Raw genomic sequence first — 14,091 nt, 5'->3', positions numbered from 1 at the left:
AATGGCTTTAATCGCTCGAGCTCGCAAAAAGCGCAAGCCGGTTGCCGAGATGAACGTGGTGCCTTACATCGACGTGATGCTGGTACTGCTGGTCATCTTCATGGTGACCGCGCCGATGCTCAATCAGGGCGTGAAAGTTGATCTGCCCAAGGTTTCCAGCGAAGCCTTGCCGCAGGACAACAACACTCAGGTCCTGACCATTTCGATCAAGTCTGACAAGACCTACTACTGGAACCTTGGCAGCGAAGTCGACACTGATAAGCAGCAGGACAAGGCCATGACCTTGCCGCAAATGACCGACGCGGTGACCAAGATCATTCGCGCTGGTACTGAAGGCGGCAAGCGTACCCAGGTATTCATTCGTGGCGACAAAACCGTCGATTACGGCTCCGTCATGGGCGCGATGGGCGGGTTGCAGAAAGCCGGGGTCGGTAATGTTGGCTTGATTACCGAGGCACCCTGATGCAGCAAATGCGAGAGCCGTCCGCCTCGGAAAGCTACTTCTGGCCTAGTGTCTGGGCGATTGTCTTGCACGTGCTGGTGTTCGGCATGCTGTTCGTCAGTTTCGCCTTCACACCGGAGCTGCCGCCGGCCAAGCCGATCGTCCAGGCGACCCTGTACCAGTTGAAATCGAAAAGTCGGGCGACCACCCAGACCAATCAGAAGATTGCGGGTGAAGCGCAGAAATCTGCTGCGCGCCAGACCGAAGTCGAACAGATGGAACAGAAAAAGATCGAGCAGGAAGCGATCAAGGCCGCGGAACAAAAGAAGGAAGATGCGGCTCAAAAAGCCGAAGAATCCAAGAAGGCCGACGAGACGAAGAAAGCGGAAGAGGCAAAAAAGGCTGATGAAGCCAAGAAAGCCGATGAAGCCAAGAAGACCGCCGAAGCCAAAAAGGCCGAAGAGAAACAATTGGCTGATATAGCCAAGAAGAAATCTGAAGAAGAAGCCAAGAAAGCTGCTGAAGAAGAGGCCAAGAAAGCGGCCGCTGAAGAAGCGAAGAAAAAGATCGTCGAAGACGCGAAGAAGAAAGCCGCCGAAGACGCCAAGAAGAAATCTGAAGCTGAAGAGGCGAAGAAGAAAGTCGCCGAAGACGCGAAGAAGAAAGCTGCTGCCGATGCCGCGAAGAAAAAATCGCAGGAAGCGGCACGTAAATCCGTCGATGAGAAAAAGGCTCAGGCCCTGGCAGATTTGCTTTCCGACACGCCGCAGCGTCAGCAGGCCTTGGCCGATGAGCAGGGTGACGAAGTCGCCGGCAACTTCGATGACCTGATTCGCTCGCGTGCTTCTGAAGGTTGGGCGCAGCCACCGTCGGCCCGCAAGGGCATGAAAGTGATCCTGCAAATCAACATGCTGCCTGACGGAACGATCTCCGGCGTATCGGTTGCCCGTTCCAGTGGCGATGTGCCGTTCGACAGTTCAGCGGTAGCGGCAGTAAAAAATATTGGTCGATTGACCGAAATGCAGGGTCTGAAGCCAGCTGATTTCGCACCCTATCGTTCATTCAAGATGACATTCACACCTGAGGATCTAGCCTTGTGAGAAACCTTCTTCGAGGACTGCTTGTAGTCATGTTCTGCTTTGCAGGACTGGCCACGGCAGATGAAAAAAATATCCTGGTCAGCAGTGGTAGCTCCCAGGCAACTCCAATTGCCGTAGTGCCATTCGGTTTCCAGGGTGGCACCGTGCTGCCGGATGACATGGCCGAAATCATCGGTAACGACCTGCGTAACTCGGGTTACTACGCACCGATTCCAAAGCAGAACATGATCAGCCAGCCAAGCCAGGCCAGCGAAATCATTTTCCGTGACTGGAAGGCTGTTGGCGCCCAGTACATTATGGTTGGCAGCATTGTTCCAGCGGGCGGTCGCCTGCAGGTTCAATACGCACTGTTCAACGTCGCCACCGAGCAGCAAGTGCTGACTGGCAGCGTGTCGGGCAGCGTCGATCAACTGCGCGACATGGCGCATTACATCTCCGACCAGTCGTTCGAGAAACTCACCGGTATCAAAGGTGCGTTCTCGACTCGTCTGCTGTACGTGACGGCCGAGCGGTTCTCCGAGAAGAACACTCGCTACACGTTGCAACGTTCGGACTATGACGGTGCCCGCGCCGTGACACTGCTTCAATCGCGCGAGCCGATCCTGTCGCCGCGTTTTGCACCGGATGGCAAGCGCATTGCCTATGTCTCGTTCGAGCAGAAGCGTCCGCGCATTTTCATGCAGAACATCGACACCGGTCGCCGTGAGCAGATCACTAACTTCGAAGGCCTGAATGGTGCGCCAGCATGGTCGCCGGATGGTCAGCGTCTGGCATTCGTACTGTCGAAAGACGGTAACCCGGACATCTATGTGATGAACCTGGGTTCGCGTCAGATCAGTCGCGTCACCAACGGTCAAGGCATCAACACTGAGCCGTTCTGGGGTAAAGATGGTTCGACCATCTACTTCACCTCCGACCGTGGCGGCAAGCCACAGATCTACAAAACCAGCGCAAGCGGTGGTGGTGCGGAGCGTGTGACCTTCATCGGTAACTACAACGCCAACCCTAAACTGTCGGCCGATGAAAAGACCCTGGTGATGATCCATCGTCAGGAAGGCTTCACCAATTTCAAGGTGGCGGCCCAGGATTTGCAGCGCGGTAGTGTAAAGATCCTCACTGATAGCACTCTGGACGAGTCACCTACTGTTGCGCCCAACGGCACCATGGTAATCTACGCCACCCGCCAGCAGGGCCGGGGAGTCTTGATGCTCGTGTCCATTAATGGACGCGTGAGGCTCCCGCTTCCTACCGCACAAGGCGAAGTCAGAGAACCGTCCTGGTCCCCTTACCTGAACTGACGCGGCGCTACACGTTGTACTTAACACACTGGGGTTCATTAGGAGTTTCACGATGGAAATGCTGAAGTTTGGTAAATTTGCTGCGCTGGCTCTGGCCATGGCTGTAGCTGTAGGTTGCTCGTCCAAAGGCGGCGACAACGCCGGTGAAGGCGCTGTTGATCCAAACGCTGGTTACGGCGCTAACACTGGTGCTGTTGACGGCTCCCTGAGCGAAGAAGCTGCTCTGCGCGCAATCACCACCTTCTACTTCGAATACGACAGCTCGGACCTGAAGCCAGAAGCCATGCGCGCTCTGGACGTTCACGCCAAAGACCTGAAAGCAAACGGCGCTCGCGTTGTTCTGGAAGGCAACACCGACGAACGTGGTACTCGTGAGTACAACATGGCACTGGGCGAGCGTCGTGCGAAAGCCGTTCAGCGTTACCTGGTACTGCAAGGTGTTTCCCCAGCTCAGCTGGAACTGGTTTCCTACGGCGAAGAGCGTCCAGTTGCTACCGGCAACGACGAGCAGTCCTGGGCTCAAAACCGTCGCGTCGAACTGCGTAAGTAATTCGTCATGCGAACGTGCCGTCGTGCTGTAACTGTTTTGGCTCTCAGCCTCGCACCGCTTGCGGTGTGGGCTGCGGTTCCTGTGGTCGAGGACAACTCCGGCTATAACAATAGCGGGAGTAGTTATCCGCCTGCGGGTTACGGTACGAACGGCGCCTATGCCGGGGGAGGGGTTTCGGCCCCTGTCTCGGCACAGGGCGAGCTGTTCAACCAACTGCAATCGATGCAGGAGCAGATCTCACGCCAACAGGGTGTGATCGAAGTTCTGCAAAATGATGTAGCGCGCATGAAGCAAGAGAACCTGGAGCGATATCAGGATCTTGATCGGCGCATAGGAACCGGCGTTGCACCAGCCGCGACTCCTGATAATTCTTCCACCGGTGGCAACTTGAATGCCCCCGGTGCAGCAGTCGGCGCAGGTGCGGGAGCGGCAGCCGCTGCCACTTCCACACAAGCGCCTGCCGCGGGTGGCGAACCGGCTGATCCGGCGAAGGAGAAACTGTATTACGATGCAGCCTTCGACCTGATCAAAGCCAAGGATTTCGACAAGGCCAGCCAGGCTTTCGCCGCATTCCTGCGCAAATACCCGAACAGCCAGTACGCGGGCAACGCCCAGTACTGGTTGGGTGAAGTGAACCTGGCCAAAGGCGATCTGCAAGGCGCAGGTCAGGCATTTGCCAAGGTATCGCAGCTGTACCCCAAGCACCCAAAAGTGCCTGACTCGCTGTACAAGCTCGCTGATGTAGAGCGCCGCCTTGGTCATACCGACCGGGTCAAAGGCATTCTGCAGCAGGTCGTGTCCCAATATCCGGGCACTTCCGCCGCTCAGCTGGCGCAGCGGGACTTGCAGCGCATGTAAGCTTGCTTGGACTGTTTTGAAGAAACCCGCGCTTGTCGCGGGTTTTTTCGTTAGAATTCATGCCCTTTTTATGAAACACGCTTTTTGGGATCTGCGCGTTGGCGAGGTTCCTTGAAGTGCCTGACGGAGGCGGACAGCCTGTTTAGCTGTTACGCCCGTGGCGACTATGCAAGACACATTGAGAATCACCGAAGTTTTCTACTCGTTGCAGGGTGAAACGCGGACTGCCGGGCTGCCCACTGTTTTTGTGCGCCTGACCGGTTGCCCATTGCGTTGCCAATACTGCGACAGCGCCTACGCCTTCACGGGCGGCACCATCCGCACGCTCGACGACATCATCGAGCAAGTGGCCGGTTTTCGCCCGCGTTACGTCTGTGTCACGGGCGGCGAGCCCCTGGCGCAACCTAATGCCATTCCCTTGCTCAAGCAGTTGTGTGATGCCGGCTACGAAGTGTCGCTGGAAACCAGTGGCGCGCTGGATATCTCGGCGGTCGATCCACGGGTCAGTCGCGTCGTCGACCTGAAAACCCCGGGTTCAAAAGAAGCACATCGCAACCGCTACGAGAACATCGAGCTGCTCACGCCTAACGATCAGGTAAAGTTTGTCATCTGCTCGCGGGAAGACTACGACTGGGCCGTGTCCAAGCTGATTCAGTACGGTCTTGACCAGCGTGCCGGCGAAGTCCTGTTCTCGCCGAGCCACCATGACCTGAACGCGCGTGATCTGGCGGACTGGGTGGTGGCGGACAATCTGCCTGTGCGCCTGCAATTGCAGCTGCATAAATATCTTTGGAATGACGAGCCGGGGCGCTGAAATGACTGAACAACTGAACACTGTCGAAAAACGTGCGGTCATCTTGCTGTCCGGTGGCCTCGACTCCGCGACAGTCGTGGCCATGGCGCGTGCTGAAGGCTATAGCTGCTACACCATGAGCTTCGATTACGGTCAGCGGTCTCACGCCGAATTGCACGCCGCCGCACGCGTCGCCCAAGACTTGGGTGTGGTCGAGCACAAGGTGATCGGCCTGAACCTGAACGGTATCGGCGGCTCGGCGTTGACCGACACTAGTATCGATGTGCCGGAAACACCGGGTGAAGGTATCCCGGTGACTTACGTGCCGGCGCGCAACACCGTGTTTCTGTCCCTGGCGCTGGGCTGGGCCGAAGTGCTGGGCGCGCGTGACATCTTTATCGGCGTTAACGCGGTGGATTACTCCGGTTACCCGGATTGCCGTCCCGAGTTCATCGAAGCCTTCGAGCGCATGGCCAACCTGGCGACCAAGGCCGGGGTAGAAGGGCAGGGCTTCCGTATCCAGGCGCCACTGCAGAACCTGAGCAAGGCGCAGATCGTTCAGGCTGGCGTGAAGCTTGGCGTCGATTACGGGCTGACCGTTTCCTGCTATCAGGCAGACGATAATGGCCGCGCCTGCGGTAAATGTGACAGCTGCCGCCTGCGTGCAGAAGGCTTCGCGGCGGCCGGTGTGACCGACCCAACACCTTATTTTTGATTTATTTCAAATTAGGTGTTGAATAGTCCTTAAAAATCAGTATTATACGCGCCACCACACAGCGGGTCGTTAGCTCAGTTGGTAGAGCAGTTGGCTTTTAACCAATTGGTCGTAGGTTCGAATCCCACACGACCCACCATTTTAAAAAATCTGGAAGGCCCACGTAAGTGAGGATTTCCGGGTTTTTTTTTGCCTGCGATTTGAGGTCCACTCAGTCCGGGTGACGCAGGTCAGAATCATCTTTTGCATCCACGGGATATTCTGTAGCCTTGCGCAGCTTCAACGCTATCCACGCCTGATGAATACTCACTCTCCCGGCGGTACCCTTAAGGGTCCGGAGCCGGGTGTATACTCGACTTTCGCGCGAAAGCGCCTGCAGGTCTTGCGAACATGACGCAGATTTCCGAACGCCTTCTGGTTCAAGCCCACCTCGACGCCAAGCAGCCCAAGCCGCTGACCGCCGAGGAAGAGGCTTATTACCGTACTGCCATCGCTGCCGAGCTCAAGGCTCAGGACGCGGTGCTGGTTGCCCACTTCTATTGCGATCCGGTCATTCAGGCCCTGGCCGAAGAAACCGGTGGTTGCGTCTCCGACTCTCTGGAGATGGCTCGCTTCGGCAATGCCCACCCGGCCAAGACTGTGGTGGTCGCCGGTGTGAAGTTCATGGGCGAAACCGCGAAAATCCTCAACCCTGAAAAACGTGTACTGATGCCGACCCTGGAAGCGACTTGCTCGCTGGACCTGGGTTGCCCGGTGGACGAGTTCTCGGCGTTCTGCGATCAGCATCCGGAACGTACGGTGGTGGTGTATGCCAACACCTCGGCGGCGGTCAAAGCCCGGGCAGACTGGGTAGTGACGTCCAGCTGCGCGCTGGAAATCGTCGAAAGCCTGATGGATAACGGCGAAACCATCATCTGGGCCCCGGACAAGCACCTGGGCACTTACATCCAGCGCAAGACCGGCGCCGACATGCTGCTGTGGGACGGTGCTTGCATCGTCCATGAAGAGTTCAAGGCCAAACAGCTCGAAGACATGAAAGCGCTGTACCCGGATGCGGCCATCCTGGTGCACCCGGAGTCGCCGACCGCCGTCATCGAGTTGGCCGACGCGGTGGGTTCTACCAGTCAGCTGATCGCTGCGGCGCAAAGTCTGCCGAACAAGACCCTGATCGTCGCCACCGACCGTGGCATCTTCTACAAGATGCAGCAGCTGTGCCCGGACAAGGTCTTCATCGAAGCGCCAACGGCCGGTAACGGCGCAGCCTGCCGCAGTTGCGCACATTGCCCGTGGATGGCGATGAACACCCTTGAGCGCACGCTGAAGAGCTTGCGCGAGGGCACCAACGAGATCTTCGTTGATCCGGCGTTGATTCCGCAGGCGGTGCGGCCGTTGAAGCGGATGCTTGATTTCACGCAGGCGGCGCGGATGAAATTGGCCGGCAACGCCTGAGGTCTGTCAGTCAAGATGCAAAAACTGTGGGAGCGGGCTTGCTCGCGAAGAGGGCGTATCAGTCAACATTGATGTTGTCTGACACACCGCTTTCGCGAGCAAGCCCGCTCCCACATTGATTTGTGTATAGCTGAATCACTTTGTCTTCTTCGGAATCCGCACGAGCTGGGTGTTGGAGTAGATGTCATGCCAACTGCGCTTCTGCTTGTCGAACAGCGACCAGAAGAACCCCAGCCCGAGGCATATCCAGGACGCGATCGACACCACAAAGCGCAACAGAGCCTGCCACAGGCTGATGGATGAGCCGTCGGTGTTTTGCACGCGGATGCCCCACACCTGCATCCCCAGTGTCTGCCCCGACCAGGTCCAGAACTTGGCAAAGAAACCGAAAAGCACGAACAACAGCACCGTCGATAGCAGTGGATCACCGTCCAGCGCACCGGCTTCGGTCAAGGCACGCATTTGGCCTTCGCCGATGATCGCCATCTGGATCATCTTGTAAATGCCGCTGGTGACGATCAGCAGGGCGGTGCATAACAGAAAGTCGTAGAACATCGCTGCCAGGCGACGACCCAGGCCGACGGCGGGGAAGTCGCCCTGTGGGTAGAGCAGGTGTTTCGACATGGCAGCCTCTGAACGGAAAAAGAAGCCATTTTACGGATTTACGCGCACAAAAAAGCCCCTGATATCAGTATCAGGGGCTTTTTCGTTACAGAAGATCAGGCTTCTGCTTGTACTTCGTCAGCCTGCATGCCTTTTTGGCCTTGCACAGCAACGAACGTCACTTTCTGGCCTTCTTTCAGGCTCTTGAAGCCGTTGCCCTGAATAGCGCGGAAATGTACGAACAGATCCGGACCGCTTTCTGGAGTGATAAAACCAAAACCTTTCTCGTCGTTAAACCACTTGACGGTACCGCTCTGACGTTGGGACATTTCTTATTTCCTTTGACGCAAAAATGAATGACAGTCTCCTTCTGGTGAAAGAGTACTGGGGCTGGTTGCAGGAGAGTAAGAAGACGTCGAACGGGATGTAGCTAACTTGTAGGCTACTGCCCAGGTCACGATTCCAAGCGACCCATGCAAACACAGTGAACAAACTCTACGCCAACTACGGGAGAAAAAACAAGCCCTGCGAAGGCCCGTATTTCCTCGGGTTGGTGGCACTAGCGCAAGCTTATTCGATGGAGTTGTTCAGTTGTTTTCGATCGTTATAAGTAACGTTCATAAACGAAACGTTCGCACTGTTTTATGGCGGCTGCGTTACAGATTAGTGCACTGTTAACCCAGCCGCGTTACTTATAGAAACGGTCGATCAACCACGATAGTAGCGTTGTGGAACAAATGGCATTTTGCTTACAAGCAAAGGCACCTTTTTCCCACGAACAATTGCCCAAACCGGCGTATCCAAAGCGATATAAGCGCTGTCGAGGTAACCCATGGCCAAAGGACCGCTGAGGGTCGGACCGAAGCCACCGCTGCACACGCTGCCGATGATTTCGCCGGCTTCGTTGACGATCTCTGCACCTTCGCGCACTGGCGTACGTTCCTGCGGCAGCAGGCCAACGCGTTTGCGGCTGACACCGGCTTGCTGCTGGGCGAACACGGTTTCAGCGCCGGGGAAGCCACCGGCCCGCGCGCCATCGGCACGACGAGGCTTGGAGATGGCCCACAGCAGGCTGGCTTCGATTGGGGTGGTTTCGGTGTTCATGTCGTGGCCGTAGAGGCACAGGCCGGCTTCCAGGCGCAGGGAGTCGCGAGCGCCGAGGCCGATGGCCGCCACTTCCGGTTCGGCCAGCAGGGCGCGAGCCAGGGCTTCGGCATTGGCGGCCGGTACGGAGATTTCGAAACCGTCTTCACCGGTGTAGCCCGAACGGCTGACAAAGCAGTCCACGCCCAACAACTTCACACGGGCGAACTGCATGAAGGTCATCTTCGCAACTTCCGGCGCCAGGCGTGCGAGCACCGTGACGGCGGCCGGACCTTGCAACGCCAGCAACGCGCGCTCTTCGAACAGCGGTTCGATCGTGCACTGGTCGCCGATGTGCTTGCGCAGGTGCGCCAGATCCTGATCCTTGCAGGCCGCGTTGACCACCAGGAACAGTTCGTCATTACCGAGGTTGGCGACCATCAGGTCGTCGAGGATGCCGCCGGTCTCGTTGGTGAACATCGCGTAGCGCTGCATGCCCACCGGCAAATCGATGATGTCCACCGGCACCAGCGTTTCCAGAGCGCTGGCAGCGTTGGCGCCGGTCAGGCGGATCTGACCCATGTGCGAAACATCGAACAACCCGGCCTGATCACGGGTGTGCTGGTGTTCTTTCATCACGCCCAACGGGTATTGCACCGGCATATCGTAGCCGGCAAACGGCACCATGCGGGCGCCGAGTTCGAGGTGCAGTGCGTGCAACGGGGTTTTCAACAGTTGTTCGGTGGGCATATCCAGCTCCTGAAAATAGTGCAGATGCGCGCATCAGCACTCGATAATGTTGACCGCCAAACCGCCACGGGCGGTTTCCTTGTATTTGCTTTTCATGTCGGCGCCGGTCTGGCGCATGGTGCGGATGACTTTGTCGAGGGAGACGAAGTGCTGACCGTCGCCTCGCAGGGCCATGCGCACCGCATTGATGGCCTTGACCGAGCCCATGGCATTGCGCTCGATGCAAGGTACTTGCACCAATCCGCCAATCGGGTCGCAGGTCAGGCCGAGGTTGTGTTCCATGCCGATTTCGGCGGCGTTTTCCACCTGCTGCACGGTGCCGCCCAGCACTTCACACAAGGCGCCGGCGGCCATGGAACAGGCGACGCCAACCTCGCCCTGACAGCCGACTTCGGCGCCGGAGATCGAGGCGTTTTCCTTGTACAGAATGCCGATCGCGGCGGCCGTCAGCAGAAAGCGCACCACGCCGTCTTCGTTGGCGCCAGGGATGAAGCGCATGTAGTAATGCAACACCGCCGGGATGATTCCGGCTGCACCATTGGTGGGCGCGGTGACCACGCGTCCGCCGTTGGCGTTTTCTTCGTTGACCGCCAAGGCGTACAGGTTGACCCAGTCCAGCACCGACAGCGGATCACGCAGTGACGATTCCGGGTTGTTGCACAGTTGCCGATGCAGCGCTGCAGCCCGGCGTTTGACCTTCAGTCCACCGGGCAGGATGCCTTCGTTGCGGCAACCGGCGGCGACGCAGTCTTGCATCACTTGCCAGATCTTCAGTAAACCGGCACGGGTTTCCGCCTCCGGACGCCAGGCACTTTCGTTGGTCAGCATCACTTGGCTGATGGACAGACCGTAGGTGCTGCAGTGACCGAGCAGGTCCTTGGCGCTTTTGAACGGGAAGGTCAGCGGCGTGGCGTCTTCGACGATGCGGTCGGCGCCGGCAGCGTCCTCATCGACCACGAAACCACCGCCGACCGAGTAGTACTCGCGGCTGCGGATTTGCAGGCCAGCGGCATCGAACGCGCGAAAGATCATGCCGTTGGGGTGATAGGCCAACGGTTTGCGGATCATCGCCAGGTGTTCTTTCTCGTTGAACGCAATGCTGTGTTCGCCGAGCAGGTTCAAGCGACCGCCGCCGCGAATCTCTTGCAGGCGAGTGGCGATGGTTTCGGTGTCTACGGTATCCGGGTGTTCGCCTTCCAGGCCAAGCAACACAGCCTTGTCGCTGCCGTGGCCTTTGCCGGTGGCGCCGAGGGAGCCGTAGAGCTCGACTTTGACGCAGGTGGTTGCGGCCAGCAGCCCTTCACGGCGCAGACCTTCGGCGAAACGCGCAGCGGCACGCATCGGGCCGACGGTGTGGGAGCTGGAGGGGCCGATGCCAATCTTGAACAGGTCGAACACGCTTAACGACATGGTTGTTCTCCGGTTTCTTGTTATAGGCGCAACGCGAAACTGTAGGAGCGAGGCTTGCCCGCGAAGCTTTTAGCGGTCTTGATGGCCTCTTCGCGGGCAAGCCTCGCTCCTACAGGGGAATGTGGTGTTGTTGAATAGGGGGGCGAGTGAGCCCGCCCCCCTATAGATCAAGCGTAGCTTTCGATCGACGGGCAGGCGCAGACCAGGTTGCGATCGCCGAAGACGTTGTCGACGCGACCGACCGGTGGCCAGTACTTGCCTTCGATCAGCGACGCTACCGGGTACACCGCTTGCTCGCGGCTATACGGGTGAGTCCACTCACCGACGATTTCCGCTGCGGTGTGTGGCGCGTTTTTCAGCGGGTTGTCGTCCTTGTCCAGCGTGCCGTTTTCCACCGCGCGGATTTCTTCGCGGATGCGGATCATGGCGTCGCAGAAGCGGTCCAGTTCTTCCTTGGATTCGCTTTCGGTCGGTTCGATCATCAACGTGCCGGCCACCGGGAACGACATGGTCGGGGCGTGGAAGCCGAAGTCGATCAGGCGCTTGGCGACGTCATCGACGCTGATGCCGCTGCTGTCTTTCAACGGACGCAGGTCGAGGATGCATTCGTGCGCCACCAGACCGTTGCTGCCGGTGTACAGCACTGGGTAGTGCTCTTCGAGGCGACGGGAAATGTAGTTGGCATTCAGGATCGCCAGTTGCGAAGCACGCTTGAGACCCGCGCCACCCATCATTCGAATGTACATCCAGGTGATCGGCAGAATGCTCGCGCTGCCGAACGGTGCCGCGCAGACCGCGCCTTCTTTGCGTTCCATCTGGGCGTGGCCCGGCAGGAACGGCGTCAGGTGCGACTTGACGCCAATCGGGCCGACGCCCGGGCCGCCACCGCCGTGTGGGATGCAGAAGGTTTTGTGCAGGTTCAGGTGGGATACGTCACCGCCGAACTTGCCCGGTGCGCAGAGGCCGACCATGGCATTCATGTTGGCGCCGTCGATGTACACCTGGCCGCCGTTGTCGTGAATGATGCCGCAGATTTCGCGGATGCCTTCTTCGAACACGCCGTGGGTGGACGGGTAGGTGATCATCAGCGCAGCGAGGTGTTCGCGGTGCTCGATGGCCTTGGCACGCAGGTCTTCGATGTCGACGTTGCCGCGGGCATCGCACGCGGTCACGACCACGCGCATGCCGGCCATGTTAGCGGTGGCCGGGTTAGTGCCGTGAGCGGACGACGGGATCAGGCAGATGTCGCGACGGTCTTCGCCACGGCTCTGATGGTACGCACGAATCGCCAGCAGGCCTGCGTATTCACCCTGGGAACCGGCGTTCGGTTGCAAGGAGATCGAGTCGTAACCAGTAGCGGCGCAGAGCATCGCTTCCAGTTCATCGGTCAGCTGCTGATAACCGGCGCTTTGCTCGGCCGGGGCGAACGGGTGCAAGGCACCGAACTCAGCCCAGGTCACCGGGATCATTTCGCTGGCGGCGTTGAGTTTCATGGTGCAGGAACCCAGCGGGATCATGGTGCGATCCAGGGCCAGGTCCTTGTCGGCGAGCTTGCGCAGGTAGCGCATCAGCTCGGTTTCCGAGTGATAACGGTTGAACACCGGGTGGCTGAGGATCGGCGACTGGCGAACCAGCGCGGCCGGGAGGGTGCTGACCACCGAGGCGGCGAGGGCGGCGAAATCTGGCAGCGCCTTACCGTCGGCCAGCACGCTCCACAGGGTTTCAACGTCAGCTTGCGACGTGGTTTCGTCCAGCGACAGGCCCAGACGTTCAGCATCGACGACGCGCAGGTTGATCTGCTGAGCACGCGCCTGGTCGTGCAGCTTGGCGGTGTTAACGCCGGTTTTAATTGTCAGCGTATCGAAGAAGTTGGCTTGCTCGACGCTCAGACCCAATGCGCTCAAGCCTTTGGCGAGGATCGCGGTCAGGTGATGAATGCGCTGGGCGATCTGCGTCAGGCCTTTCGGGCCGTGGTACACGGCGTACATGCTGGCGATGTTGGCCAGCAGAACCTGGGCGGTGCAGATGTTGCTGGTGGCTTTCTCGCGGCGGATATGTTGCTCGCGGGTCTGCATGGCCAGGCGCAGGGCCGGCTTGCCGAAACGGTCCACGGAAACGCCGACCAGACGGCCTGGCATGTCGCGCTTGAACGCATCGCGGGTGGAGAAGTAGGCGGCGTGTGGACCACCGAAACCCAACGGCACGCCAAAGCGTTGCGCGCTGCCGATGGCCACGTCGGCGCCGAATTCGCCTGGCGGAGTCAGCACGGTCAGGGCCAGCAGGTCAGCGGCGACTGCGACCAGCGCATTAGCCGCGTGGAAACGCTCGGTCAGTTCGCGGTAGTCGAACACGTCACCGTTGCTGGCCGGGTATTGCAGCAAAGCACCGAAGAACGCGCTGACGTCGCTCAGTTCGCGCTCGTCGCCGACCACCACGTCGATGCCCAACGGCTCGGCACGGGTACGCAGCACGTCGAGGGTTTGCGGGTGGCAATGCACCGAGGCGAAGAACGCATGGCTGCCTTTGTTCTTGCTCAGGCGTTTGCAGAAGGTCATGGCTTCGGCAGCGGCGGTGGCTTCGTCGAGCAGGGAGGCGTTGGCGATCGGCAGGCCGGTGAGGTCGCTGATCAGGGTCTGGAAGTTCAGCAGCGCTTCGAGACGGCCTTGGGAAATTTCTGGCTGGTACGGGGTGTAAGCGGTGTACCAGGCCGGGTTTTCCAGCAGGTTACGCAGGATCGGCGACGGCGTGTGAGTGCCGTAGTAGCCCTGACCGATGTAGGTCTTGAACAGCTGGTTTTTGCCGGCGATGGATTTGATCAGCGCCAGGGCATCCGCTTCACTCAGGCCGTCTTCCAGGCCGAGGACGCTGGTGCCTTTGATGCTATCGGGAATGACGCTGGCGCTCAGGGCTTCCAGGGAGTCGAAACCGAGGCTGTTGAGCATGGCTTGCTCATCACCTGCACGCGGGCCGATGTGGCGGGCGATGAATTCGTTGGCGGTGCTGACATTTACAGAAACAGGAAGTACTTGAGTCATGTCGG

At 58.9% G+C, this 14,091-nt stretch carries 13 protein-coding genes and 1 tRNA gene; 9 read left to right on the top strand and 5 right to left on the bottom strand.

Annotation, left to right across the window (positions count from 1 at the left end; genetic code table 11):
- The first annotated feature begins 10 nt into the window (after window positions 1-10).
- The 9 genes from tolR (at window position 11) to nadA (ending at window position 7,205) form a co-directional block, all read left to right on the top strand.
- Entirely contained in the window at window positions 11-463 is a 453-nt protein-coding gene (tolR, locus tag KW837_RS19055) for a protein TolR (protein WP_162130599.1), read from the top strand.
- Window positions 463-1,542, top strand: a complete 1,080-nt coding sequence (gene tolA, locus KW837_RS19050) for a cell envelope integrity protein TolA (RefSeq protein ID WP_008072426.1) — start codon at window positions 463-465, stop codon at window positions 1,540-1,542. The genes tolR and tolA overlap by 1 nt, the downstream gene beginning before the upstream one ends.
- A gap of 29 nt (window positions 1,543-1,571) precedes the next feature.
- Entirely contained in the window at window positions 1,572-2,840 is a 1,269-nt protein-coding gene (gene tolB, locus KW837_RS19045) for a Tol-Pal system beta propeller repeat protein TolB (protein WP_201060569.1), read from the top strand.
- 52 nt (window positions 2,841-2,892) lie between these two features.
- Window positions 2,893-3,390, top strand: a complete 498-nt coding sequence (gene pal / locus KW837_RS19040) for a peptidoglycan-associated lipoprotein Pal (RefSeq protein ID WP_003178634.1) — start codon at window positions 2,893-2,895, stop codon at window positions 3,388-3,390.
- A 6-nt stretch (window positions 3,391-3,396) separates the two neighbouring features.
- Complete coding sequence (gene ybgF / locus KW837_RS19035) at window positions 3,397-4,248, top strand: tol-pal system protein YbgF (RefSeq protein ID WP_218397921.1); 852 nt, start codon at window positions 3,397-3,399, stop codon at window positions 4,246-4,248.
- Between the two features lie 166 nt (window positions 4,249-4,414).
- Window positions 4,415-5,062 carry a 7-carboxy-7-deazaguanine synthase QueE gene (queE, locus tag KW837_RS19030; RefSeq protein ID WP_052964280.1) on the top strand — a complete coding sequence of 216 codons (648 nt, stop codon included), beginning with the start codon at window positions 4,415-4,417 and terminating at the stop codon, window positions 5,060-5,062.
- Between the two features lies 1 nt (window position 5,063).
- Window positions 5,064-5,756 carry a 7-cyano-7-deazaguanine synthase QueC gene (gene queC, locus KW837_RS19025; protein ID WP_123495496.1) on the top strand — a complete coding sequence of 231 codons (693 nt, stop codon included), beginning with the start codon at window positions 5,064-5,066 and terminating at the stop codon, window positions 5,754-5,756.
- 63 nt (window positions 5,757-5,819) lie between these two features.
- Window positions 5,820-5,895: transfer RNA gene (locus KW837_RS19020), tRNA-Lys, on the top strand.
- A gap of 251 nt (window positions 5,896-6,146) precedes the next feature.
- The gene (gene nadA / locus KW837_RS19015) at window positions 6,147-7,205 is read left to right on the top strand and encodes a quinolinate synthase NadA (RefSeq protein ID WP_008072916.1); all 1,059 of its coding nucleotides are present in this window, start codon (window positions 6,147-6,149) and stop codon (window positions 7,203-7,205) included.
- A 135-nt stretch (window positions 7,206-7,340) separates the two neighbouring features.
- Here the strand turns inward: nadA and KW837_RS19010 are convergent, their stop codons facing one another.
- From KW837_RS19010 to gcvP, 5 genes are all read right to left on the bottom strand, one after another.
- Window positions 7,341-7,829 carry an RDD family protein gene (locus KW837_RS19010; RefSeq protein WP_218397919.1) on the bottom strand — a complete coding sequence of 163 codons (489 nt, stop codon included), beginning with the start codon at window positions 7,827-7,829 and terminating at the stop codon, window positions 7,341-7,343.
- A 95-nt stretch (window positions 7,830-7,924) separates the two neighbouring features.
- Window positions 7,925-8,137 (bottom strand): cold-shock protein, encoded by a 213-nt coding sequence (locus KW837_RS19005; protein ID WP_003175786.1) that lies wholly within the window; start codon window positions 8,135-8,137, stop codon window positions 7,925-7,927.
- A gap of 379 nt (window positions 8,138-8,516) precedes the next feature.
- A complete protein-coding gene (gcvT, locus tag KW837_RS19000; protein WP_218397917.1) occupies window positions 8,517-9,641 on the bottom strand; it encodes a glycine cleavage system aminomethyltransferase GcvT in 1,125 nt (374 codons plus the stop codon).
- Between the two features lie 33 nt (window positions 9,642-9,674).
- Window positions 9,675-11,051, bottom strand: coding sequence for an L-serine ammonia-lyase (locus tag KW837_RS18995; protein ID WP_218397914.1), 1,377 nt, complete (start codon window positions 11,049-11,051; stop codon window positions 9,675-9,677).
- A gap of 167 nt (window positions 11,052-11,218) precedes the next feature.
- The gene (gene gcvP / locus KW837_RS18990; protein ID WP_218397912.1) at window positions 11,219-14,086 is read right to left on the bottom strand and encodes an aminomethyl-transferring glycine dehydrogenase; all 2,868 of its coding nucleotides are present in this window, start codon (window positions 14,084-14,086) and stop codon (window positions 11,219-11,221) included.
- Window positions 14,087-14,091 lie beyond the last annotated feature (5 nt).

Source organism: Pseudomonas sp. PDM24 (assembly GCF_019218905.1).
Lineage (GTDB): Bacteria > Pseudomonadota > Gammaproteobacteria > Pseudomonadales > Pseudomonadaceae > Aquipseudomonas.
Note: the sequence above shows the minus strand (reverse complement) of the source record. Positions and strands in the feature narration are given on the sequence as shown.

Excerpts from the sequence above, each read along its gene's own strand:
- tolA (WP_008072426.1), top strand. The coding sequence starts at position 463 with ATGCAGCAAATGCGAGAGCCGTCCGCCTCGGAAAGCTACTTCTGGCCT.
- tolB (WP_201060569.1), top strand. The coding sequence starts at position 1,572 with ATGTTCTGCTTTGCAGGACTGGCCACGGCAGATGAAAAAAATATCCTG.
- queC (WP_123495496.1), top strand. The coding sequence starts at position 5,064 with ATGACTGAACAACTGAACACTGTCGAAAAACGTGCGGTCATCTTGCTG.
- gcvT (WP_218397917.1), bottom strand. The coding sequence starts at position 9,641 with ATGCCCACCGAACAACTGTTGAAAACCCCGTTGCACGCACTGCACCTC.
- pal (WP_003178634.1), top strand. The coding sequence starts at position 2,893 with ATGGAAATGCTGAAGTTTGGTAAATTTGCTGCGCTGGCTCTGGCCATG.
- queE (WP_052964280.1), top strand. The coding sequence starts at position 4,415 with ATGCAAGACACATTGAGAATCACCGAAGTTTTCTACTCGTTGCAGGGT.
- KW837_RS19005 (WP_003175786.1), bottom strand. The coding sequence starts at position 8,137 with ATGTCCCAACGTCAGAGCGGTACCGTCAAGTGGTTTAACGACGAGAAA.
- gcvP (WP_218397912.1), bottom strand. The coding sequence starts at position 14,086 with ATGACTCAAGTACTTCCTGTTTCTGTAAATGTCAGCACCGCCAACGAA.
- ybgF (WP_218397921.1), top strand. The coding sequence starts at position 3,397 with ATGCGAACGTGCCGTCGTGCTGTAACTGTTTTGGCTCTCAGCCTCGCA.
- KW837_RS18995 (WP_218397914.1), bottom strand. The coding sequence starts at position 11,051 with ATGTCGTTAAGCGTGTTCGACCTGTTCAAGATTGGCATCGGCCCCTCC.
- nadA (WP_008072916.1), top strand. The coding sequence starts at position 6,147 with ATGACGCAGATTTCCGAACGCCTTCTGGTTCAAGCCCACCTCGACGCC.
- KW837_RS19010 (WP_218397919.1), bottom strand. The coding sequence starts at position 7,829 with ATGTCGAAACACCTGCTCTACCCACAGGGCGACTTCCCCGCCGTCGGC.